This is a genomic window from Alistipes sp. D31t1_170403_E11, from assembly GCF_015553985.1.
GTDB lineage: Bacteria > Bacteroidota > Bacteroidia > Bacteroidales > Rikenellaceae > Alistipes > Alistipes montrealensis.
In genome coordinates this window covers 151613-174563 of the sequence record NZ_JADNHQ010000003.1, presented here as the reverse complement: position 1 = coordinate 174563, position 22951 = coordinate 151613, and the positions used below count along the sequence as shown (strand labels likewise).

Below are 22951 nucleotides of genomic sequence, written 5' to 3'. Positions count from 1 at the left end.
TCCCAGGTCTTCCAGAACCTCACTGTTAAAATAATCTTCAGCACCACGCTTTCTTTTTTTAATCCTGCTTTCGAGGTGCGGTGAGCAATTATCTCCGTCGTTCCGGGCAACGACGACGGATGAGCAATGCAAACTGAAATTTCGGCCGGTCACGCCCCGGCCCCTTTAAATCTCACCTCTATGAAAAAATTCTATCCATTCCGTATGCTGCTTCCTGTCCTGGGAATATGTAGCCTGCTATTGCCGTCGTGCTCTTCGGACGATGGCGGCACCCCGACACCCGGACCATCGGACAATGCCCTCGTGTACAACGGAGTGCAGAGCAAGATCGAATCCGTGGTCTATACGGTCGACGAGCAGAAGGTCTATACCTTCTATTTCTCGCCGACCCAGGGCCTCGTCGATCTCGACGCGATGCTGCTGGCCGACGACTACATGAAGATTTCGACAACCACCCCGACGGGGAACGTCGACCTGCTCTCTGCCAGTAACAGCTTGGTTTACAAAAAAGTAAACATATCCTCCGCAGCCGCGGACAATGTCGAAAAAGCGACGCTGTCGCTGCAGCTCACCTCCCTCACCACGGCGAAGATGAACCTCGACGTAACCCTGAAATCCGGCGAGACGCTCCAGGCCGGGTACAACGGAACCTGCATTAAGCAGCAGGGACAGCAGCAGGGCGATGTCTACGACGTAACCCTTACCAACCGGATTTTCGGCTACTACATGGGACCCGACGAAGGGAATGCCGGGACCGACGGATATTACGCAGCCCTGACCAATGCCGAGTTCGAGGTCAAAGGCACGCAGTTCAGCCTCACTTCGGAAGGGTATGCGATCGTGGTGAATTTCTACGGGACCCAAGGCGAAACCTGGAAGAACATGCCCACGGGCTCTTTCTTCGAGAGCGGGAACCACGGGGACCACACCTTCGACGGCGAATACAGCGGCGTCTATTACCGGGATGCCGACGGCAAGATGCAACTGTTCACGCTCCTGGACCCGGTGAAAATCTCCCGTGACCAGGCAGGCATCGTAACCCTCACGGCCTCGTTCCTCGACAAGAACTACGAGGAGCACACACTCGTCTACCAAGGCGAACTGCCAATCGGCAACGGAACGCTCAACGTGGCCATGCCGCAAATCGAGCGCGATATCGTCATCGAAGGAGCCTATGCCCAGGCCGTGTATAACGGCGACATCATGGAGAACGGAACCGGACTTACAGAGATTACCATCTACGACCAGAAGGCGGAGAACAGCGAACCCAACGCCTACGCCATGAAAATCGCCGTATTCGCCGAGAAGTTCACCAATCCCAAGGTGGACCGCCGCCTTATCCCAGGAACCTACAAGGCCGCCGATACGTATGCGCAGTTTACCTGGATGAAGACCGTGGAGGTCCCGATCATGGGCATAATCATCCCGATGGGAACCTACGGAGCCTACGACAACGGTACGCAGCAGGGTGAATACGCTTACGCCGTTTCGGGCGATATCGTGATCCGGCAGGGCAGCAGCAAAACGCATTATACGATCGAATTCGATCTTCAGTCCATTGCAGGCTACTCGATCCGGGGTTCATACACGGGCGAAATCTACCTCGAAGACCAGTCGAGCGACAACGAGAACGACGGTACTTCGAGCCTGAAGGACGACTACGAACTGAATTTCGACTATCTCAAAACACACGGCGTAAACCGTGCCGACTGCTATCCGCAGAGCGAAATCTGGGTCCGGGGCCTGGGAACCGTACCCGTCTCCACGGCCTGCGACTACTCGGGCCGCGAATACGGGTTCCAGCATATCGTAATAGGCAGCCGGGAAATCTATGAGATTACGGACGAATACCCGTTAGGCGGAGGCTGGGACGGCAAGGGCAAAGGCAAACTCGTCGAGAGCGACATGCTCGGGATCGACCTGCTCGTTAAGAAAGGCGACGAGGAGAAGATCGCCCCGGGTATCTATTCGATCACGCCCGAACGTTATCCGGCCCATTTCTATCCCGGCGTCTGCGTCCGCGGCTACAACTGCTACTACGGAACCTCCATGACGTTCACGACGAGCGCCATCGGTTACGGCTACCCGGCCGGATATTTCGACCCGGAATATACGGTGCAGAACGGGTGGCTCAACATTCCCACGTTCGGCGAATTCGCCTCGATCTATTCGGGGACGATCACCGTCGAGAAAGCCGACGGAGGTGACAACTGGTACATAATCACCGTGGACGGACACGACGTGCTCAAGCACCGCATCACGGGATCGTGGACCGGTCCGATCTACCTCGCAGGTTCGGATACGCCGGTCGTGCAGTCCGGAGTTGCCGAACAGGCGGCAGCAAGACGGCACTTCCCGTCGTTCCGTGAGATCCAGTCCCGCAACGGAGGAAAACTGCCTCTTTTGACGAGCCGTCAAATATACAGATAAACCGACTAAAGGCGTGGGTGGGCGCACCCACGCCTTTTTTTACCCTTAACCCTCAATCTTATGAAAAAACTGAATTCTTCGAGACTACGCGTCCTGACGTGGGCAGTGTTGTTCGCTGCTGGAGGTTTCGCATCCTGTTCCGACGACGGGAATGACGACAATCCTCCTCCTCCCGTCGAGCTGAAAAACCAGATCGAATACGACGGAGGAAAACTCATCGACATCAAATCGGCGATCTTCGATGTCGAAGATACAGATCTCTATACGTTCTACCTCTCTCCCTCGGCGGGCATTACCGACCTCGCAGGCATGAGCGCGGCAAAGGATTACCTCAAGGTAGTCGTCCGCAATCCCAAAGGCACGGTCAACACGGCGTCCGACACGTTTGAAATCTCCTACAAGGACATCTCCGTGAAGAAGCAAACCATGAACGATGCCGAGAAAGTACAACTCTCGGCCGACCTCGTGGCCGAGACTTCGCAGCTCAACCTCTACACGGAGGTGACGCTCAAGTCGGGCAAGACTCTGCTGGCGCGTTACAACAGCACCTGCACCGAGGCCATTCCGCAGAAGCTCGAAAACCAGTTCGAACTCGACAAGAGCATTACGCAGATCGGCAGCGTCGTGGAATGGCTCGATCCCGCCGACGGCTCGGCAACCTGGTATTTCTACGCCCAGAGCGACGTGACAGCCCCGTCGGACGCAATGCCCGCGGGATTGCAGATCACCTTCGCCGAGGGTGTCGAAACCGCGAATATTGACCTTTCAACAGCCGATCCCGCAAAAGTCAGGGTACTCTGCGGAGCGTTTAAAAACGGCGAAGGTACGACCGGCGCACTCGGCTTTTCGAAGAACGCCGACGGGACGGGCCTGACCGTTTCACTCGACGCCCGTCATAAGGCCGGCAGCCGTCTGCGCGCAGCCTATGCCGGAGCGTTCGTCTCGGGCTACAAGAGCAGCGACCGCATCCAGGTAACCGTCGCCGGAACACCGGAGCAGGCCGGCATGAAGCGCGTGTTCCGCTACAAGGAGTCGCTGATGAACAACTTTGCGTTCGGTCTTGCGGATGCCGCGGCGCCCGCCGGCCTTATGACGGGCAATTACGCCGTGCAGATGGGCCTGAGCGACCTCAACATCGGGAAGACGATCGACCTGGCGACGCAGGGCAGCATGTGTACGTTCGCACTCTACGACTACCTCACTTACAAGACCTATGACATCGCCAAATCTTCGGGTGCAGGCGTTACAGGTACGATTACCACGGCCGGAACGGCCCAGCGGCTGTACCTGCGCCTCTCGGTCGTATTCCCCGACGGTCCGGCGGTCGAAGGTGAATGGTTCGGCGACGTAACGACCGTTCAGGAAGCGTTCGACCTGACCCCCGTAAAGCCCTTTGTTCCTCATATCAAGGTGCTCTCGCCCGACGGCGAAACGGTACTGGAGCGAAATCTGTCAAACATGGAGGTGCGTCTAGAGAAAAATTACCGGCTGCGCGGCGGCGATCCGCAGTACGGCGGAGCCACATTCGACGCCTACTTCCTTTACTTCCGCCACGAAGGTTCGGCCGAACCTATCGAAACGCTCACGTATTATCCCCAGTTGATGATTCCCGCCTCGTACCTCGGCTCCGCAGACCTCGACCTGGCCGCACCGCAGGACGGTCTGCACTGGAGTTTCACGTACCACAACAACAGTGTCGTTCTGCAGAACGAGTATACGGAGCGATATACGATGTACGGTATGACCTACGGAACCTGTCCCGACGAAGTGAAGGCCACCGTGGTCCGAAACACGGACAAAACATGGAAAGTCTCCTTCACGATGACGGATTCGTATCCTTCAGCGTATAATCCCGACCGCAAGGAGGGCAGCAAAAACTCGATCTCGATCGAATGGGAAGGCGCCGCAACCAAGTATTCGGGCTCGAAGAAGAACGATCTCACCGACGCAGACTATTGATACAAAAGGCGGTCGGCGAAAGCCGCCGACACCTTCGTTTTCTTTCCCGGCATCGACGTATGCGGGGAAAGAAAACGGGGGTGAAGGGGATTTTCGGGCCTTTTCGGACGAAAATCGGCTGTCCGGACCGTCGTCAAAATACATTTTAAGCGTATAACTCCATTCTTTTATGATCAGAAAACTACTTGTAACCCTATTGGTTGCGCTGGGAGCGTGTCTTCAGTCCCTTGCACAGCAACTCCAGGTAACCGGTACGGTCAAGGACCACGCCGGAAAGCCCGTCGCAGGTGCGACAATCCTGGTCCAGAGCACGACCGCAGGCACCACCTCCAATGCGGACGGCAGCTACGCCATCGCGGCTCCCGCCAACGGCACGCTGCTCGTATCATTCATCGGCTATCAGTCGCAGCAGATCGCCGTCGGCAGCAAAACCCGCATCGACATCGTTCTTAAAGAGGACACGCAGGCCATCGACGACGTGATCGTCGTGGCGTTCGGTACGGCCAAGAAAGAGGCTTTCACCGGCTCCGCGGCAGTCCTCAAAGCCGACGACATCGCCAAAACACAGCAATCCAATGTGGCGCAGGCGCTGGCAGGCAAGGTTGCGGGCGTACAGCTAACCAACACCTCGGGCCAGCCCGGCAAGAGTCCCGAAATCCGTATCCGCGGTTTCAGTTCGCTCAATGCCGACAACAAGCCGCTATGGATCGTCGACGGTATGCCGTACTCGGGGGATCTCAACAACCTCAACCCCAACGATGTCGAATCGATGACCGTACTCAAGGACGCCGCATCGAACTCCCTGTACGGCGCCCGCGGCGCCAACGGCGTGGTGATGATTACCACGAAGAAAGCCAAATCGAACGAAGAGGTCATCACCGTGGACGCCAAGTGGGGCATCAATTCGCGCGCTGTCAAGGATTACGAATACATCACCAACCCGGCGCAGTTCTACGAGACGCATTACGGCGCCCTGAAGAACTACTACCTTGGCTCGGACATGAGTGCCGTGCAGGCCCACGCCAAGGCCAACCAGAATGTAGCGGGTCCGGCCAGCGACGGCGGACTGGGATACATGGTCTACACGGTTCCCGCCGGACAGGAGTTCATCGGCTCCAACGGCAAGGTCAATCCGCAAGCTACACTGGGACGCCGCCTCGTCTATGCCGGCGAAGAGTACTACGTGCGGCCCGACAACTGGACCGATGCCGCATTCCGCACGTCGCTTCGCCAGGAATATAACGTCAGCATAGGCGGCTCGGGAGACAAAACATCGGTCTACGCATCGTTCGGTTACCTCAACAACGAGGGTATCGCCTACAATTCGGACATGGACCGCTTCACGGCCCGCGCGAAGTTGGACTATCAGGCAAAAAAATGGCTCAAGATGGGTATCAACGCCAATTACGCCCGTTTCCACTACAACCAGATCGACGACAGCGGCGCCGGCAACAATTCGGGCAACGTCTTCGCCTACACGACGCTGGTCGGCCCGATCTATCCGCTCTATATCCGCGGCGGCGACGGACAGATACTCTATACCGAAGAGGGGATCAAGCGTTACGACTACGGCGAGAATGCCGGTATGGAGCGTTCGATTTTCCCCAACAGCAACGCCCTCTCGGAGTCACGGCTCAATACGCAGGCGTCGGAAGGAAACGCCTTCAACGGTACGGGTTATTTCGACATCTCGTTCCTCAAGGACTTCAAGTTCACATTCAACGCCGGTGTTTCGCTCGACGAAACGCGCTCGACGGATATCAAAAATCCCTACTTCGGGCAGTTCGCCGGCGAAGAGGGACTTGTCTCGAAGGGACACCAGCGCCAGTTGGAATACAACTCGCAGCAGATTCTCAACTACACGAAGCAGATCGGCGGGCATAATGTAAATGTCATGGTCGGCCACGAGTACTACAATACGACCATCTATGTGCTTGCAGCGGCCAAAAGCCACATGCTCACGCAGGACAACGACGAACTGGCCGGTGCCATCATCGACAAGCAGAACGCCAACTCCTACCGCAGCGAATACAACAACGAAGGTTATTTCGCGCGCGTGATGTACGATTACAGCAACAAATACTTCTTCTCGGCATCGTTCCGCCGCGACGCATCGTCGCGTTTCCACACCAAACACCGCTGGGGCAACTTCTGGTCGCTGGGCGGAGCCTGGATCGTCACGCGCGAAAACTTCATGGCCGGGACCCAGAAATGGCTCGACAACCTCAAATTCAAGGTTTCGATCGGCTCGCAGGGCAACGACAACATCGGCAACTTCCGTTACACGAACACCTACACGATCGAAAACGCAAACGGCGAGGTTTCGACGGTTTTCAAGAATAAAGGCTCCGAGAACATCACCTGGGAGACCAACTCCAACTTCAACACCGGCATAGAATTCAGCATCTTCCGGGGAGTGCTTTCCGGCGGCATCGAATATTTCCTGCGCCGCACGACCGACATGTTGCTTTCGTTCCCCACGCCGCCGTCGATGGGCTATTCGTCGTACTACGCCAACGTCGGCGACATGCGCAACAGCGGCGTCGAGATCGAACTCAACTTCATGCCCATTAACCGCGAGCACGTGCAGTGGAACATCAACCTCAACATGACGCACCTGCGCAACAAGATCACCATGCTGCCTCCCGAGCGCCGCAACAAGGAGGTCGACGGATATTACGGCTACACCAGCGGCTCCACGTTCTACGGCGAAGGCCTGCCGATGTACACTTTCTACATGAAGAAATACGCCGGGGTTTCGGACGAGGGAAAGTCCATGTGGTATATGAATGAATTGGACAAAGACAAAAAGCCCACGGGACGCCGCGTCACGACAACCGAATATGCCAAAGCCTCGGATTACCTCTGCGGCAACCCGATTCCCGATCTTTACGGCGGCTTCGGAACGGGCCTCAACTTCTACGGCTTCGACCTGAGCGCAGCCTTCACCTACCAGATCGGCGGTCTGGCCTACGATTCGGGATATGCCGCCGCGATGTACTCGCCGGCCAACAAATCGACGGGGCAGAACTGGCACAAGGACATCCTGAAAGCTTGGAGCCCGGAGAATCCCGCGTCGAACATCCCGCGCCTGCAATACGAGGACCAGGACCAGAATGGCATGTCGGACCGTTTTCTGTTGAACGCCAGCTACCTGAACCTGCAGAACATCAATTTCGGCTACACGCTGCCCAAGTCGTGGACCGCAAAGTTCGGCGTGGACAAACTGCGCATTTACCTCTCCTGCGAAAACGTATGGTACTGGTCCAAGCGCCAGGGATTCGATCCCCGCTACTCTTATTCGGGTACTACCTCCCAAGCCTCGTATTCGCCTGTCCGTACGATTTCGGGCGGTATCAAACTCCAATTCTAACGTCCTATGAAAAACATTTTGAAAATATCGGCGGCGGCCTGCTGTGTCCTGCTCGGCAGCTGCATCAAAGACGCCACACCCACGGATATTGCCATCGAGGACCAGGTAACCCTCGAAACGATGGTCGGCGGTATCCCGGCAGCGCTCGTAAAGGCCGGTTCGGCCGGCTATGCCAAGGATGGCCAGGCCTGGGACTTCGCGCTTCCGGCCATCCACCTCGCTACGGAGTCCATGACGGGCGATATCGCCATTACGGGCAATATCGGTTACGACTGGTTCCAGCAGTGGGGGACCAACGATGCGCTCGGATCGGACTATGCCGTATGCGCACTCACCTGGAACAACTACTACACCTGGATCATGATGGCCAACAACGTCATCAGCCTGATCGACGAAACGAACGTTGCGACGCTGGGCGCCACGGAGCGGTCCTACCTGGGCTTCGCCTACACCTACCGGGCCATGTTCTACCTCGACCTGGTACGTCTGTACGAATTCAAGGAGAATACGATCACCCGGGCCGACGAACTGCTCGGACTGGGCGTTCCGATCGTACTGCCCGAAACCACGGAGGCTCAGGCCAAGAACAATCCCCGTGCGACGGTCGACAACGTGTACGATACGGTGATCTTCCCCGACCTGGAGAAAGCCGAGAAGCTGCTTGAGAACTACACCGCGTCCGACAAATACACCATCAGCCTGGCATTGGTCTACGGTCTGAAAGCCCGCGCGTACCTCGAACGGGGTACAGCCAAGAACGACGCCAGGGCATACCAATCGGCCGCGGAGTATGCCCGCAAAGCCATTACCGCGAGCGGCCGCACGCCGTTGACGCAGGAGGAGTGGGAGGATCCCACGAACGGATTCAACAACGCCGAATCGAACAATGCCTGGATCTGGGGCCTTGCGCTCCCGAGCGAAAGCGTCGCCAACCTCTTTTGTTTCACGGCACACATGAGCTGCGAAAACGACTGGTCGGCCTACAATGCCGGCCGCGCCATCAACCGCAACCTCTACAACAGTATCGACATCCGCGACTTCCGCCGCCACTCGTGGCTCGACCCGGACCGCAGATCCTATGCCTACAAGAGTTGCCGTCCGGACAGCAAGGAGTATTTCGCCGAAAAGCTCGCCGACTATGTCAACATCAAGTTCCGGCCGGCGCAGGGCGCATACAAGGAATCCAAGGTCGGCGGCGCAGCGGACCACTGCTGTATGCGCGTCGAGGAGATGTACTTCATCGAAGCCGAAGCCACGGCGCAGGCCGGGGATATTCCGGGAGGCATCCGGCTGCTCAACGAGTTCATGAACTCATACCGCATGATGAACGGCGCCGTCTACGACTGCTCGGCCAAATCGACGCTCAAGAGTTTCGTCAACGAACTGATGCTCCAGAAGCGCATCGAGTTCTGGGGCGAAGGTATCGTCATGTTCGACATGAAGCGGCTCGACATGTCCAGCAAACGCGGATATGTCGGCACGAACGCCCCGGCGTCGTACCGTCTCAACGTTGACGGCCGCGCCCCGTACTGGAATCTGGTAATCGGCCGCAACGAGGCCCAGAACAATACCGCCATCGCCAATCAGAACAACCCGGACCCTTCGGGCCTGGTGGAGCCGTGGAAAGGTTAGCCGAATCGTAAATATCTAAATAAGCGTACAGTGAAGACACTCAAACATATCTTATGGGCATTTCTGGCGGCCGCCGTATTCGCCGGCTGCTCGGACGATCCGACCTATACGGGCGGTTCCGAAGAAGACCCCGACAATTACGGCGTCTATTTCCCGGAACAGAGCTCCCCGACGGAGGTGGAGCGGGATCCTGCCGACGAAGCGACGGTAACCTACAAGGTTCGCCGCGCCAAATACCTCGATGCGATCACGGTTCCCGTCGAGATCACAACCAGTGAAGAGGGTATCCTCGAAATCGAGCCGATCACGTTCGGTCCCGGTGAACAGGAGACCGAATTCACGGTCTCTTTCCCCAAGGCTGTGGAGGGCGTGAAATACACCTGCGACATCCGTATCGAAGACCCGCATTACATCTCGCTTTACGGCCCCCGTGCGACCGGGCTTTCGTTCTCGGTCATCCGTGCGGGCTGGGGGCTCGTGAAGAGCGCCGACGGCACTCAGACCAAGGGCAAATGGCGCGATGAAGTGGTCGGCGACATGTATTCGCTCCCGTCCGCGGGATTCAATCCCTATCCGGAGATCGAAGTGGAAATTTACCAGCGCAACGACATTCCGGGCTACTACCGCATGAAGGTCTACGGCGACGCACTGCTTACGGCATTGGCCGGCGGTCCGGTGAATTTCCAGGGCCGGGATCTCTACACGATCGTCGACGCCCGCGACCCCGAAAAGGTTTTCATTCCCTACCAGTCCACCGGACTGACGCTGGTGAACGACGACGGTGAACTCAGGTTCGGGTCCGATGTCCCGGAAAATTTCATGATGGACGAATCGGCAGGACAGTACGGAACGCTCAAAGACGGCATCATCACTTTCCCGGCCCAAAGTATCCTGCTCGAACAGGAAAAAAATGCCGGTAAGTTCTACTACGGCAACCGCAACGGCATGCTCCGCATCCTGCTTCCGGGCATCGTGGTTCCCGATTACAAGGTAACGCTTGCGAAGAGCGAACCCGCAGACGGCATCGTGGAAATCGCCGCGACGTTCGTGGCCGATGCCCGGGCGATGAAGTTCTCGGTATTCGAGGGCGTGCTCGACGACGGACAGGCCAGCCTCGCTGCGCAAGATATGGACGCCGAAAAGCGGTTCGACGGGGAGATTACCGGGTCAGGGACCATCCGGATTGAGAATAAGGCGACCGGAAAATACACGCTTGTGGGCTGCATCTACGATGAAAAGGGGACCATGCGCGACTATGCATCGATCAGCTTCGGCTACATCGCCCGCGACGACGAAAAACCGGTGATTCTGACCATCGGCCTCGAAGCCACCAACGAGTTTGCCGGACAAGGTATCACGCCGGACAACTCGGTGAAATTCTACGCCTTCGGCGAAGATATCGAATCGGCAACCTACGGGCTTTTCCGTACCGACCGGATCAAGGACAAGGACTACGGCGAACTGCTGGACGCAAAGGGCATAAATTTTACCCCGGAGCAACTTGCGGCGCTCAACGACGGCCATTTCAGCACGATGCTCACGGGACTGAACGGCGGCAGCGGCTACACGCTGCTGCTTCGCGCCAACAACGGTTACGTCCGCAAAATCATGCAGGCGGACTACCGGACCACGGGAACGTACAATCCGGCGCTGGATACCTTCGAGTACACCGATTTCCTTCCCTCCGCACAACAGCCTTCGCTCGACTACCTGAAATCGACGGTGTGGAATTATTACGCGATCGACTACAATGAAACGCACCCGGTTCGCCGGAAGATCGGACAGGTAACGATCGAAGAGAACACCACCCAAAGTTCGGCGGACCTGCCGGTTATGGATGTCAAGGGCTTCTCGGGCATCGAGTTCCAGGAGGGCGGCGCGCTCCTCGGCATGTACATGCCCGGCGTCAGCATGTTTAAGGGTTACAACGGCGCACTGGCGCTCTTCACCGACCAGAAACTGACAACAGGCATTTACGACGGCCAGACCACGACAATGGGATTCATCCCGCTGGAGAACATGAACATCTACTTCGGATACGGCATGTTCATGGGCGCCGTGGCCGACGGGTACCTCTATTGCGTACCGTCGCCCCTGGCCATCGAACAGGGCCTCACGTTCAGTTTCCTGTTTACGGGAACGCCCTCCGCACTGTTCAGCCTGATGGGCGAAATGATGCTCGTAGACCCCGCCAAGGACCTCGGAGGACTTTCGGGTGCGGCTCTGGAGCGCATCGCGGCCTTGCGCAAACAAGCGGTCGAAGCGTTTACCCCGCGCAATTTCGTCGAACTGCCCGGATTCAACTGTCCGGCCGGTTACGTACCGGCGGCAACGGCCGGAATGCCCGAAAACCTCGTCATCAAACCGATGCCCGCTTCGGCTCCAAGCATAAAGCATGCGGAAGCCCGAATCACCGTCGCAATGGCAACTCCGGCTCCTGCGGCAGCAGGGGAAGGGGCGTTCCGGAACGTGGGAGTAAAGGCCGCAAAAACCGTAAAGGCTGTAAAATAGACGACCGGCGGGAGACCGGTACTTCGGCATGACGCCGGTCTCCCTCTTTTTTCAGACAAAAAGAACATGCCGACCATTCAACTCAAGAATTATATGAGGAACCTGAATAAATTTCTGATCCTTGCATCCGTCCTGTTTGCGGCCTGTACGACAGCCCCCCTGCAGGAGTCACCGGATGCGACCGGCGGCAGGGAAGAAGCGGCCGCACCCAAAATATGCAACACCTCCGACGATGCCGTCCGGGGAACGCTGATCGCCAAATTCAGCGATGAGGCCATTCCTGCCCTCGAACAGGCCGCTGCCAGATATGCTGCGACCCGCGGGAGCATGACCCGGTCGGGCATCCAAAGCGTAGACGAGATTCTTACCGACCTGCACGTCACCTCGCTCAAACGGGTGTTCCCCGATGCCGGGGAGCACGAAGCCCGCACGCGCGCGGCTGGACTGCACAAGTGGTACGTGCTCCATTTCGACGAGGATCAGAACCTCGACGAAGCCGCCGAAAGGCTCGCCGCAGTGGCCGAAATCGCGACCATCCAGTTCAGCGCCAAACGCCAGATGGCTTTCGACGGCAAAGCCTATCCGTTCCGGGAGAGCGCACCCGGCAAGACCCGTTCGCTGATCCGTTCGGATTTCAACGATCCCAACCTCTTCTGGCAGTGGCACTACATCAACAACGCCGACCAGGCGATCGCCACGACTTCGTGCGTCGGGGCCGACGTCAACGTGGCCGAGGCGTGGAAACTCACCGGAGGCGACCCGCGCATCATTGTGGCCATCATCGATGAGGGGGTGAAATACACCCATCCCGATTTGGCCGCCAACATGTGGACCAACCCCAATCCCTCACCCGAGTACAACAACCAGGACATCCACGGCTGGAACTTCGTGGACGACGGCCCCATTACGTGGGATCAGTTTACGGTAGGCGCCAGCGGCAAGAAGGATGGTGACAGCGGCCACGGAACGCATGTCGCAGGCACTGTAGCCGCCGTCAACAACAACGGCATCGGCGTAGGAGGCGTGGCGGGCGGAACAGGACACAACGACGGAGTGCGTCTGATGTCGTGCCAGATTTTCTCGGGCAAGAATCAATCCACCGACTATGTCGTGAGCCGTGCCATCAAATACGCCGCAGACCACGGAGCCTCTATTCTTCAGTGCTCGTACGGGTACCAGGGAGCGGATATCACTTCGGACCGGGTCTACGAAAGAACCTCTCCGCTGGAGTATGAAGCCATCAGCTATTTTATCTCGCAGAACAACTGTCCCGCGCTGGAAGGCGGTCTGGCCATCTTCGCCGCAGGCAACGAATCCAGATCCATCTCCAACTACCCGGGCGGCCATCGCAACTGCATCTCCGTCACTTCGATCGGACCGGACGGCCTGCCGGCTCCCTACACCTGCTACGGCCCCGGCTGCAACATCGCCGCCCCCGGCGGCGAAACGAGCGGCCTGAGCGGCGGCGAAAAGGCCGGTGTGCTCTCGACGCTCTGTTCGGAAATCAGCGACATAGACTACGGCTACATGCAGGGGACCTCGATGGCCTGTCCGCACGTCTCGGGCGTAGCCGCGCTGGGACTCTCCTATGCGCTCAAGAAAGGCAAGCATTTTTCGCGCGAGGAGTTTATCTCGATGCTGCTCACGTCGGTGAACGACATTGAGTCGCGGCTCGAAGGAACCAAAACCTCCGGCGGAAAGATCAGCATGGAAAAGTATCGCGGGAAAATGGGTACAGGCCTGACCGATGCCTACCAACTACTGATGCAGATCGAAGGAACTCCCTGTCTGAAAATCACGACCGATAAACTGGAACTCGTCACCCTCACGAAGCATTTCGGCGGTTCGGCCCAGGAACTGACCTACACAGGCGTCGAAATATCCGCGGAAGACATGCAAAAACTCGGTATGACCGCGGCCCCGAAGATGTACAACGGCCAGTTAATGCTCAAATGCACCAAGCCGGGCGTCGCGCACATCACCGTGAAAGCGGTAGGCGGAGGCAACAGACCCGGAACGGGAACGGTTATGGGCGGCATCGAAATCTCCAAGGAATTCGCCGTCATTGCGCGTGAGACAGAGACGGAAAACGGAGGTTGGTTATAAACTATAGAGCTAAAATACAATGAAAAAGTATATTTATTTCCTGTTTGCGGCCGCGTTGCTCATACTCTCAGCCGGATGTTCGAAAGACGACGACGGCCCTGCAGTCATCGATTCGGGCATAGTAGGCGAGTGGCGCCAGACGAAATGGAACAACGAAGCGCAGGCGGATTTCGATATTTACATCGAGTTCCTGTCCGACGGAACATTCAACATCTATCAGAAAGTGGAAACTTCGGCTTATATGCGGTATTCCGGCAACTTCACGATCGAAGGTACGCGTCTTTCGGGCCGTTACAACGACGGTGAGTCCTGGGGCGCCGACTACACCTTCGAGCTGAGTGACAACGGCAAAACGCTGACGATGACCAGCAACACCGATACCGCCGTGGTAAGCATTTACACGAAGACCTCCATTCCCGAAGAGGTCCGGAACGCTCCCGAAGTACGGTCCGCCCTTCCCGGCGGATTCCGACGGATTCTCTAATCCGTTACTTCTGAAAACCAAACGCTGCTTAATCAGTTGATTAAGCAGCGTTTTCCGTACCCGGAGCCGGGATCGAACCGGCACGGCCATTACTGGCCACAGGATTTTAAGTCCGGCGTGTCTACCGATTCCACCATCCGGGCGCACTCTTTCAGCGAAAGATGCCCGCAAAAGTACGAAAATATTTGCGATTTGCAAAAATCCAGGCTGCTTAACGCGCTTCCGAACCAATATATTCCAGAATTGCGTCGTCGTCATCGGGCCGGAACCAGCGGATTTCCGGATCACGACGAAACCACGTAAGCTGTCGCTTGGCATAGCGGCGCGAATTGCGCTTGATCAACTCAACAGCCTCGTCATAACCCGTACGACCATCGAAATAATCGAAAAATTCACGATAGCCGACCGTTTGGAGCGCATTCAACTCCCGGTAGGGGTACATCGCCCGCGCCTCGGCCTCCAAACCGTCGGCAAGCATCTGGTCCACCCGGCGGTTGATACGGTCGTAAAGTTCGGTTCGCGGCAGGTCCACACCTATTTTCACGATTCCGAACGGCCGGGAACGACGTTCCCCGGTACGCTGTTCGGAGTAGGGGCGTCCGGTTTGGAGACAAACCTCCAATGCCCGCACGACACGCGCCGGATTACTGCGGTCCACGACTTCGTAATAGACGGGATCAAGTTCCCGGAGTTGCTCCGCCAGTGCCCCGACGCCCTCGGCTTCGAGCCTCCGGCCCAGTTCGGCACGCAGCGATTCGTCGGCCTGCGGCAGGTCGTCCATGCCTTCGCACAACGCCCGGACATAAAGTCCCGAACCGCCGACAGCGACGACATAATCGTGATCGGCAAAGAGTTTTTCGAGCCGCTCAAGAGCCTGCACCTCGTATTCGCCGCAGCTCAAGTTATCCTTTATATCATGCGAGGCAATAAAATGATGTTCAGCGACTTGAAGCTGATAGTCAGAAGGCTGTGCCGTGCCGATCGGCATGCCCCGGTAAACCTGCCGGGAATCGGTAGAAAGAACCGGCGCAGCATAGCGGCGGGCAAGCCGGATGCTCAGGTCGGTTTTACCCGAACCCGTCGGCCCGACGACAACAAGCAGCCGTTTACTACTCATCTTCGTAATTCTCGTCGCCTTCGAAATCGCTGAATTCGCTCATTACGTCGCCGAAGATCGACCCTTCGTCCCCGACTCGCGTCTTCGACGGGTCGTATTGGTCGGGAGCATCGGCCTGTGCATAGATTTCACGCGGATAGGAGGCTTCTTTCTCCGCCTCGAAAGCTCCGGTAAGTTCCAGAAAATAAGCCCGGTCGCCGAACAGGTCGAAAAGATAGATCAGGCGGTCGCGGCGATTGTGAATAACCTGTCCGAGCGTCACGCTCTCCATCGCTACGGGCGCATCTTCCGTACCGTCACCCATATCCACGATCGTAAATTCACGCTGTTTCTCCCAACGGTCATCAGCCGTGAAGAACGAGGCCATGCAATCCTCGTATTCGAGTGTCTGGAGAATGAAATTATGAAAATCGAGCAGCGTCATGTCGTACAACACTTCGTAATCGCGCACGAAGTTGTCGTTCTCGTCGCTCAACATCCGGAATCGAAAAACCATCGACATTGCAGTAATATTTTAAAATTTATTTCTCAATAGCAAATATAGTACTTTTTGTCAATTCAGTGCCGTGAGCCATGCAAGAACATCGCAGTCGTCGGGATAATCGGTCAGGGCCGGAGACTGGGCACGGCCGAAACCGGCACGGCGGCTGTGGGGGAGGGACTCGGTGACGACGCATTGCAATTCGTCGTCGTGTCCGGCAAGCCACACGGCGACTTCTTCCAAAGTTTTGTAATGCGTATAGGCGATCCGGCTCAACGCCGCCGGGAAAGCCCGCTGTTCGACAGCCACGGCGCTCCCCAGATCGACAAACGACTGTCCCTGCATCTCCAGCAACGCCCGTTCCTGTCGATAATTATTTTTATATTTGACATTTACAGACGGCATCTGCAACATTGGTTCATATCCTTCCGGCATGAAGATCAGCGATACATTGCGGCATCCCAATCCCGAATAGGCCCAGATGTCGTCGGCCAATCCGGCCAGTTGTTCCGGCGTTTCCCGGCCCGAAAGCACGGCGACCGACTGGCGGCTACCCCGAAGCAGCGAAGGAATCCCGGCATAGTGTGCACGAAAATAACGGTTGGCATTATCGCTTCCGGTAGCGATAACGGCGTCGACGGCCGATTCTCCGTCGTACAACCCGACAGGCACAGACGGGTCGATTTCATGCAGCAGGCCGATCACGTATTCCATCAGCACCGAATCCTTGGCCGAGGGTTTTACCAGGCAATGATGACCGCTCGCAAGCACGCACAACAGGTCGAAAAATCCGACGAGCGGGATATTCCCGGCCATCACCACCAGCACGCGGCGCGGCATGGCGACAGGAACGGCAGGGTAGGCTGCCAACCACGCTTCGAGCTTTTCACGTTGCAGCATGTCCCCGGCAATCGCACGTACGGCACGGCAGATATCGGCAGGTGTAAACCAACCGTTGGCCTGGCATGCGGCAGCTATAACCGCACGCGTCGCATCGTCGCCACCAAAATCGAGCAAACGCACACCCAATGCAGAAAACGTTTCAATTCTGTTTTTCATGGCTACAAAGATACTATTTCACGTTGTAATCCGCACGTTTTTCCCAAAGTTGTGTTATTTTTGCAAGAGGGCATACAATAACATGCCAATGACTATGGAGAAAAATCTGAAAGACGCGCTGCAACACCGCCGCAGCTATTATGAACTGACGCCCGAATCCCCGATCGACGACGCTCAGATCGAGGAGATCGTGCGTTTTGCCGTAAAACACATTCCGTCGGCTTTCAACTCGCAGTCGGCACGGCTCGTGCTCCTGCTGCACGAGCACCACGGGGCATTCTGGGAAATCGTAAAACAAACCCTGCAGGCAGTCGTCTCCCCGGAGGCGTTCGTTGCCACGAAGCAGAAAATCGACACCAGCTTTGCATCGGGTTACGGCACGGTACTCTTTTACGAAGACACAACCGTCGTCCGGAACCTCCAGGACCGCTTTCCACGCTATGCGGATAATTTCCCGACCTGGTCGGAACATACTTCGGCCATGCATCAACTGGCAGTGTGGACGATGCTCGAAGATGCCGGATTCGGGGCATCGCTCCAGCATTACAATCCGCTCATCGACAGGGATGTGCGCGAACGCTGGGCACTGCCCGGCAGTTGGCGGCTGATCGCACAGATGCCGTTCGGGCTTCCGGCCGGGAAACCCCAGGAAAGGAGTTTCGAGCCGCTGGAAGAGCGCATCCGGATATTCAAATAGGATAATCGGCAGCAAGGCATATCGTAAAAAATTTGCAGAATGCGGTTAAAAAATTTGGAGTATCGAATTTTTTAGCTATCTTTGCACTCGCAATTACGAAATATGCTTTTGCGGAAATAGCTCAGTTGGTAGAGCGCAACCTTGCCAAGGTTGAGGTCGCGGGTCCGAGTCCCGTTTTCCGCTCTCGAAGCCTTGAGAAAGAGGCAGCAATAAAGAGCAAAAACCTTATGTATCAATGACATGTAAGGTTTTTTCGTTTTTAGGTTGAAGCCGGAAAAAGCAACGAAAAGCAGGTTTTTAATCCTTATTCGTGACCTAATTTTCAGGTCTTTAAAATACAATATCCGGGACATGTTTTTCAATCAGCGCAGGTTCCCGGCTGTTTCGGCCGTGCCCTCATCGGCGTCGCCGAGGCTGAACTCCTTGTCGGCAAAGAGTTCGGCAAGGCCCGTGATCTGTTTGAGGCGCAGCAGTTCGTCGCGGTCCATGCCGATATGACGCATGATCCACTGGTCGGACATCCGCGCGCGGGTCAGTTCGGCAACGATTTCGCTCATCAGTTCGACGTTGTGCGTCCCGCGCGCCCGGTTGTGGCGAATGGTCGAGGCCATGCGGTTCGAAAGGTCCTTTTCGATCACGGCAACGGGCAACAGTCCCCGTTCACGTTCGTAGATACGTTTCGAGGTTTTGAGCACCAGATAGCGGTGGTAGCCGTCCACCAGTTCGTAGCGGTCTTTTTCGGCGTCGTAATAGCAGACGCACGGCATCGTGTAGCCGTCTTCCCAGATCGACAGTTCCAGCAGTTTCATTTCGGGCGGCGCGACGACGTTAGGATTGTAACTGTTCGCCACGACCTTCTCCACCGGCACGGCACGAACGTTATAGACAGGGCTCCGGTAGGTGTTCTTCGTTTGAGATTCGTAGTAACGATTCATATTTTTCCATGATTTTCTTGCGGCGCTGCGTTTCGCTCCTGCTGGGCGAAAATCCCATGTATTTACAGGCGTGGTCGTTCTTCAGAATGCAGATACAGATACGTTTGAATGTGGGCAGCTGGCTGAATTCCGGAAGGTCTATGTCGTCGAGATACTCCATGCGTACCGGCCGCTTGTCGGTGCGGTAGGCAGTGCGGCCGCCGACTTCGATCCGGACGCCGGCCTTTTGCAGTTTCCCGATGGTAGCCTCGGAGAGACATCCGCCTTTTTCGCGCCAGAAACGGATGCTTACGGAGAGTTTTTCCAGGTAGTTGCGCCGCGTCGGCTCGGGCAGGGTAGAGAGCAGGAAATACATGTAGCGCTCCCAGGTCATCCCTTTCGGCAGGCGCACCGCCTGCCAGCCGACAGCCGTCGTCCGGCCGTACAGCGCCGCGAAATTGGCCCCGTTGACCCGACCGACCATGCGTCCCCACGTATCCGGGTCGATGGCTTTGTAGAGGTGCAGACTGGCGATGGCCGGCGAGATAAACGGACTGGCCACACGCTGGCTGTCGAGCGGCACGCCGGCCCGGTAGAAAAGGTCGTACAGCCGGTTGTAGGGCCAGCCGAAGCGTCCGTTGGCCGTCCATATATCGGTCGTCAGCCAGTCGTAGAGCGGATAGGCGTTGCAGATGCCGCCGCCGACCCATTGGCGTATCCACCGTTTGCCGGAGAACCGGTGGTGGTTGCGGTCGCTGTAAATCGTACGCCAGCGGTTGAAGCTCTCCTGCGTGCGGATGCCGATCAGACAGCACGTGCGCGCCGCGCCGCTGCGCTCGTGGAGCCATTCGGCGAAGCGGTTCTGGAACTCGTAATCCCACATTTCTTCGGTGAAGAACGGAAAGTCGCGCAGTGTGAGGCTCCCCGCAGGTATTTCCCGGACCCAAAGCTCCCGTTTCGACTCCTCCCAAGGCCGCCAGTATCGCTGGAACATCGAGGTACAGGTCTGAACCTTGAACGGGACACAGACCCGGTAAATGTCGAGAATATCGGCGTTCGCGGCCAGCGTCCGGTCGACGTAGTCGATCGTGTCGCGGTACTGGATTTCATAATCCATGTGAAACACCCCGATCCGGCGCCGCAATCCGTGCCGCCGGATGTAGTCGATGCAGAGGTTGAGCAGCACACCGCTGTCCTTGCCGCCGGAAAAAGAGACGTAGATGTTGTCGAAAAGGTCGAAAACCGTTTTCAGCCGCTGCTGTGTCCGCTCGTAGACGTTCATGGCTGCCGGTTTTTCCCGTACTGCATCGCCACGTACTCTTTCCATTCCCGGACCTGCGCGAATCCTTCGGTCCGAAATATCTCCGCATGGCGGATCAGCGTCACGGAACGTATCGTATAGTCGCGGTGGTAATATTGGATTATTTCGCGCAGGAAGCGCGACAACAACTGCGGATCATCGCCCGAAACATAGTAGTTGTTGATCTTGGCCACGCCACTGTCGGTGATCTCCACCGGCATGAATCCGAAAACGGTCTCACCTTCCCACGCCACGAACCACGTATGCGAACGCGAGGTCCAGAACGGGTAGTTATTGTTCTGGCGCAACACGCTGCGCCGCATGACCAGCGGTGCGACGAGCGTGTAAAGTCGGGGCGAAGTTCCGTCCAGTTTCTCGATTGTCATATCCGAAAGGCTACAAAACGACCGAATGTTATATACCAGAGACCGAATGTATTAAAAACACATTCAATCCTTACAAATATAAAAAATATCGGCTGTTTTCTCAAATTTTCCGGCAAAGATAACCGAGGTTCACGCTCGTCAGTCGAGCCGACGCCAGACCGGAGTTGTCGGCCGACAGTCCAAAACCAGTAATCGGGGTAAGAATATCCGTAATCCGCATACTGTCCCGGTGCTTTCGGGATCGTAATTTTGCAGTGTGAAAAATCTCAAACACGATCGGATTATGAAAACGAAAATGAATTTCGACATGTGGATTCCGACCCGGATACTTTTCGGGGCCGGTGAATTGCAGAACCTGCACAGGCAGGCGATGCCCGGCAGCAAGGCGCTGCTGGTAATCTCGAACGGGACGTCGACCCGTGCAAACGGCTATCTGGCTGCGACGGAAGAGCAACTCCGGATGGCCGGGATCGAGACGGTCGTCTTCGACCGGATCGAAGCGAATCCCCTGAAATCGACCGTCATGGCCGGAGCCGCCGCGGCTCGCGGAAACGGATGCGATCTGGTTGTCGCACTCGGCGGCGGCAGTGTGATGGATGCAGCCAAGGCCATTGCCCTGATGGCGGTCAACGACGGCGACCTGTGGGACTACGTTTCCGGCGGAACGGGCAAAGGCATGAAGCCTGCACACGAACCGCTACCGCTCGTGGCTATTTCGACGACGGCCGGAACCGGCTCCGAGGCCGATGCCTGGGGCGTTGTCACCAACTCCGAAACACACGAAAAGATCGGCGTCAAAGGTGCGTTTCCCGTGCTGTCGGTCGTCGATCCCCGACTGATGCTCACCGTGCCGCCTGCGTTCACGGCCTATCAGGGTTTCGATGCGCTGTTCCACAGCGTCGAGAGTTATATCTCGAAATTCGCAAACCTCGTAAGCGACATGTATGCCCTGACGGCTATCGAAAACGTCGCCCGCAACCTGCCGCGTGCCGTCGCCGACGGAAATGACCTGGAAGCCCGTACCCGCGTAGCGTTCGGCAACACCCTTTCGGGCGTGGTGATGTGTCTGAGCGCGACCACCAGCCAGCACTCGATGGAGCACGCCATGTCGGCCTACCATCAGGCGTTGCCCCACGGTGCGGGGTTGATCATGCTTTCGAAAGCCTACTTCTCGTTCTTCGTCGAAAAACATGTTTGCGACGACCGGTTCGTGCGGATGGCCCGTGCGATGGGCATGGAGGATGCCTCGAAACCCGGGGATTTCATCACGGCGCTCACCCGCCTGCAGGAGGCCTGCGGGGTGTCCGATCTGAAAATGTCCGATTTCGGTATCACGCCCGACGAATTGCGGCAAATGACGTTCAACGCTTTCGATACGATGCCTGCCCTGTTCGAATCGGACCGGCATCGGCTGAGTATCGACGAATGCCTGGGAATCTACAAGGCGGCTTACCGGTAAACCGATTAAAAAACAACGAATATGAAGCGAATACTTATTTTAACGACAATCCTTTTTATGATACACGGTATTTCTTCCGCACAAACCGATGCGGACAACTTTTATAAGAGCGATAAGGTGAATGTGGAAAAAGTCTCGTTCCCGAACCTGTATAAGATGAAGGTGGGTGCAAACCTCTTCCTGCCCCGGGATATGAAGCCGGGCGAGAAGCGTTCTGCAGTCATCGTGGGTCATCCGATGGGAGCCGTCAAGGAGCAGAGCGCCGATCTGTATGCCACGAAGCTGGCCGAACAGGGTTTCGTGACGCTGTCCATCGACCTCTCGTTCTGGGGCGACAGCGGCGGGGAACCGCGCAACGCTGTCCTGCCGGACGTTTATGCGGAGGATTTCAGTGCAGCGGTCGATTTCCTCGGAACGCGGGAGTTCGTCGACCGGGAACGCATCGGTGCGGTAGGCATCTGCGGCAGCGGCAGTTTTGCCATCAGTGCGGCGAAGATCGATCCGCGGCTGAAGGCGATCGCTACCGTAAGCATGTACGACATGGGAACGGCCAAACGCAACGGACTGAAAAATGCGGTGACGCCCGAACAGCGGAAACAGGCCCTCATTGAAGCCGCCGAACAGCGTTACGTCGAATTTTTGGGTGGTGAAACCCGCTACACCGGCGGCACGGTACACGAACTGACTGAACAATCGACGCCGATCGAGCGGGAGTTCTACGAATTTTACCGCACGCCCCGCGGCGAATATACACCCCGGGGAGCAACGCCCCGGACTACGACACATCCGACGCTGACGAGCGAAGTGAAGTTTATGAACTTCTATCCGTTCGACGATATCGAAACCATTTCGCCGCGCGCCCTGCTCTTCATTGCCGGGGAGAATGCCCATTCGCGCGAATTCAGCGAGGATGCCTGCCGGCGGGCAGCCGAACCGAAGGAGCTTTACATCGTACCGGGCGCAGGCCATGTCGACCTTTACGACCGAACCGACGTGATTCCTTTCGGCAAACTAACGGCATTCTTCCAGGAACGGCTGTAAGC

General features: G+C 56.9%; 16 protein-coding genes and 2 tRNA genes. 11 read left to right on the top strand and 7 right to left on the bottom strand.

What is annotated here, in order from left to right; translation table 11 throughout:
* The first annotated feature begins 180 nt into the window (after nucleotides 1-180).
* The 7 genes from I2E69_RS07205 to I2E69_RS07175 all read left to right on the top strand — a co-directional run bounded on the left by I2E69_RS07205 (nucleotide 181) and on the right by I2E69_RS07175 (nucleotide 14495).
* Entirely contained in the window at nucleotides 181-2430 is a 2250-nt protein-coding gene (locus I2E69_RS07205) for a hypothetical protein (protein WP_195460353.1), read from the top strand.
* A 60-nt stretch (nucleotides 2431-2490) separates the two neighbouring features.
* Entirely contained in the window at nucleotides 2491-4389 is a 1899-nt protein-coding gene (locus tag I2E69_RS07200; RefSeq protein ID WP_195460350.1) for a hypothetical protein, read from the top strand.
* Between the two features lie 169 nt (nucleotides 4390-4558).
* Nucleotides 4559-7762, top strand: a complete 3204-nt coding sequence (locus I2E69_RS07195) for a SusC/RagA family TonB-linked outer membrane protein (RefSeq protein ID WP_195460349.1) — start codon at nucleotides 4559-4561, stop codon at nucleotides 7760-7762.
* 6 nt (nucleotides 7763-7768) lie between these two features.
* Complete coding sequence (locus I2E69_RS07190; protein WP_195460347.1) at nucleotides 7769-9394, top strand: RagB/SusD family nutrient uptake outer membrane protein; 1626 nt, start codon at nucleotides 7769-7771, stop codon at nucleotides 9392-9394.
* A gap of 30 nt (nucleotides 9395-9424) precedes the next feature.
* Entirely contained in the window at nucleotides 9425-11905 is a 2481-nt protein-coding gene (locus I2E69_RS07185) for a hypothetical protein (RefSeq protein ID WP_195460345.1), read from the top strand.
* Between the two features lie 93 nt (nucleotides 11906-11998).
* On the top strand, nucleotides 11999-14011 hold the full coding sequence (locus tag I2E69_RS07180; RefSeq protein WP_195460343.1) for a S8 family peptidase: 2013 nt from the start codon (nucleotides 11999-12001) through the stop codon (nucleotides 14009-14011).
* A 19-nt stretch (nucleotides 14012-14030) separates the two neighbouring features.
* Nucleotides 14031-14495, top strand: a complete 465-nt coding sequence (locus tag I2E69_RS07175) for a lipocalin family protein (protein WP_195460341.1) — start codon at nucleotides 14031-14033, stop codon at nucleotides 14493-14495.
* A gap of 57 nt (nucleotides 14496-14552) precedes the next feature.
* Here the strand turns inward: I2E69_RS07175 and I2E69_RS07170 are convergent.
* The 4 genes from I2E69_RS07170 to I2E69_RS07155 form a co-directional block, all read right to left on the bottom strand.
* Nucleotides 14553-14638: transfer RNA gene (locus I2E69_RS07170), tRNA-Leu, on the bottom strand.
* Nucleotides 14639-14706: 68 nt separating this feature from the next.
* Nucleotides 14707-15612, bottom strand: a complete 906-nt coding sequence (miaA, locus tag I2E69_RS07165) for a tRNA (adenosine(37)-N6)-dimethylallyltransferase MiaA (RefSeq protein WP_195460339.1) — start codon at nucleotides 15610-15612, stop codon at nucleotides 14707-14709.
* Entirely contained in the window at nucleotides 15605-16114 is a 510-nt protein-coding gene (locus tag I2E69_RS07160; protein WP_195460337.1) for an IS1096 element passenger TnpR family protein, read from the bottom strand. Before I2E69_RS07160 ends, miaA begins: the two co-directional genes overlap by 8 nt.
* A gap of 51 nt (nucleotides 16115-16165) precedes the next feature.
* Nucleotides 16166-17152 (bottom strand): acyl-CoA reductase, encoded by a 987-nt coding sequence (locus I2E69_RS07155; RefSeq protein WP_195460336.1) that lies wholly within the window; start codon nucleotides 17150-17152, stop codon nucleotides 16166-16168.
* A gap of 94 nt (nucleotides 17153-17246) precedes the next feature.
* Between I2E69_RS07155 and I2E69_RS07150 the strand changes: the two genes are divergently transcribed.
* On the top strand, nucleotides 17247-17849 hold the full coding sequence (locus I2E69_RS07150; protein WP_195460334.1) for a nitroreductase family protein: 603 nt from the start codon (nucleotides 17247-17249) through the stop codon (nucleotides 17847-17849).
* 110 nt (nucleotides 17850-17959) lie between these two features.
* Nucleotides 17960-18032 (top strand) — tRNA-Gly (locus tag I2E69_RS07145).
* A gap of 179 nt (nucleotides 18033-18211) precedes the next feature.
* Here the strand turns inward: I2E69_RS07145 and I2E69_RS07140 are convergent.
* From I2E69_RS07140 to I2E69_RS07130, 3 genes are read right to left on the bottom strand one after another with little or no spacing between them, the layout of a single operon-like run.
* Nucleotides 18212-18784 (bottom strand): IbrB-like domain-containing protein, encoded by a 573-nt coding sequence (locus I2E69_RS07140; protein WP_195460332.1) that lies wholly within the window; start codon nucleotides 18782-18784, stop codon nucleotides 18212-18214.
* The gene (locus I2E69_RS07135) at nucleotides 18729-20045 is read right to left on the bottom strand and encodes a DUF3440 domain-containing protein (RefSeq protein ID WP_195460330.1); all 1317 of its coding nucleotides are present in this window, start codon (nucleotides 20043-20045) and stop codon (nucleotides 18729-18731) included. The genes I2E69_RS07140 and I2E69_RS07135 overlap by 56 nt, the downstream gene beginning before the upstream one ends.
* Nucleotides 20042-20449, bottom strand: coding sequence for a hypothetical protein (locus I2E69_RS07130; RefSeq protein WP_195460328.1), 408 nt, complete (start codon nucleotides 20447-20449; stop codon nucleotides 20042-20044). Before I2E69_RS07130 ends, I2E69_RS07135 begins: the two co-directional genes overlap by 4 nt.
* Before the next feature lie 283 nt (nucleotides 20450-20732).
* Between I2E69_RS07130 and I2E69_RS07125 the strand changes: the two genes are divergently transcribed.
* Together I2E69_RS07125 and I2E69_RS07120 are read left to right on the top strand one after the other, a co-directional pair.
* Nucleotides 20733-21908: an iron-containing alcohol dehydrogenase gene (locus I2E69_RS07125; protein WP_229095415.1), complete on the top strand. Its 1176-nt coding sequence runs from the start codon at nucleotides 20733-20735 to the stop codon at nucleotides 21906-21908.
* Nucleotides 21909-21929: 21 nt separating this feature from the next.
* Nucleotides 21930-22949 (top strand): alpha/beta hydrolase, encoded by a 1020-nt coding sequence (locus tag I2E69_RS07120; RefSeq protein WP_195460326.1) that lies wholly within the window; start codon nucleotides 21930-21932, stop codon nucleotides 22947-22949.
* Nucleotides 22950-22951 lie beyond the last annotated feature (2 nt).

What these genes read in the sequence shown, in the direction of transcription:
- I2E69_RS07205 (WP_195460353.1), top strand. Translation starts at nt 181, where the DNA reads ATGAAAAAATTCTATCCATTCCGTATGCTGCTTCCTGTCCTGGGAATA.
- I2E69_RS07200 (WP_195460350.1), top strand. Translation starts at nt 2,491, where the DNA reads ATGAAAAAACTGAATTCTTCGAGACTACGCGTCCTGACGTGGGCAGTG.
- I2E69_RS07195 (WP_195460349.1), top strand. Translation starts at nt 4,559, where the DNA reads ATGATCAGAAAACTACTTGTAACCCTATTGGTTGCGCTGGGAGCGTGT.
- I2E69_RS07190 (WP_195460347.1), top strand. Translation starts at nt 7,769, where the DNA reads ATGAAAAACATTTTGAAAATATCGGCGGCGGCCTGCTGTGTCCTGCTC.
- I2E69_RS07180 (WP_195460343.1), top strand. Translation starts at nt 11,999, where the DNA reads ATGAGGAACCTGAATAAATTTCTGATCCTTGCATCCGTCCTGTTTGCG.
- I2E69_RS07175 (WP_195460341.1), top strand. Translation starts at nt 14,031, where the DNA reads ATGAAAAAGTATATTTATTTCCTGTTTGCGGCCGCGTTGCTCATACTC.
- miaA (WP_195460339.1), bottom strand. Translation starts at nt 15,612, where the DNA reads ATGAGTAGTAAACGGCTGCTTGTTGTCGTCGGGCCGACGGGTTCGGGT.
- I2E69_RS07160 (WP_195460337.1), bottom strand. Translation starts at nt 16,114, where the DNA reads ATGTCGATGGTTTTTCGATTCCGGATGTTGAGCGACGAGAACGACAAC.
- I2E69_RS07155 (WP_195460336.1), bottom strand. Translation starts at nt 17,152, where the DNA reads ATGAAAAACAGAATTGAAACGTTTTCTGCATTGGGTGTGCGTTTGCTC.
- I2E69_RS07150 (WP_195460334.1), top strand. Translation starts at nt 17,247, where the DNA reads ATGGAGAAAAATCTGAAAGACGCGCTGCAACACCGCCGCAGCTATTAT.
- I2E69_RS07140 (WP_195460332.1), bottom strand. Translation starts at nt 18,784, where the DNA reads ATGAATCGTTACTACGAATCTCAAACGAAGAACACCTACCGGAGCCCT.
- I2E69_RS07135 (WP_195460330.1), bottom strand. Translation starts at nt 20,045, where the DNA reads ATGAACGTCTACGAGCGGACACAGCAGCGGCTGAAAACGGTTTTCGAC.
- I2E69_RS07130 (WP_195460328.1), bottom strand. Translation starts at nt 20,449, where the DNA reads ATGACAATCGAGAAACTGGACGGAACTTCGCCCCGACTTTACACGCTC.
- I2E69_RS07125 (WP_229095415.1), top strand. Translation starts at nt 20,733, where the DNA reads ATGAAAACGAAAATGAATTTCGACATGTGGATTCCGACCCGGATACTT.
- I2E69_RS07120 (WP_195460326.1), top strand. Translation starts at nt 21,930, where the DNA reads ATGAAGCGAATACTTATTTTAACGACAATCCTTTTTATGATACACGGT.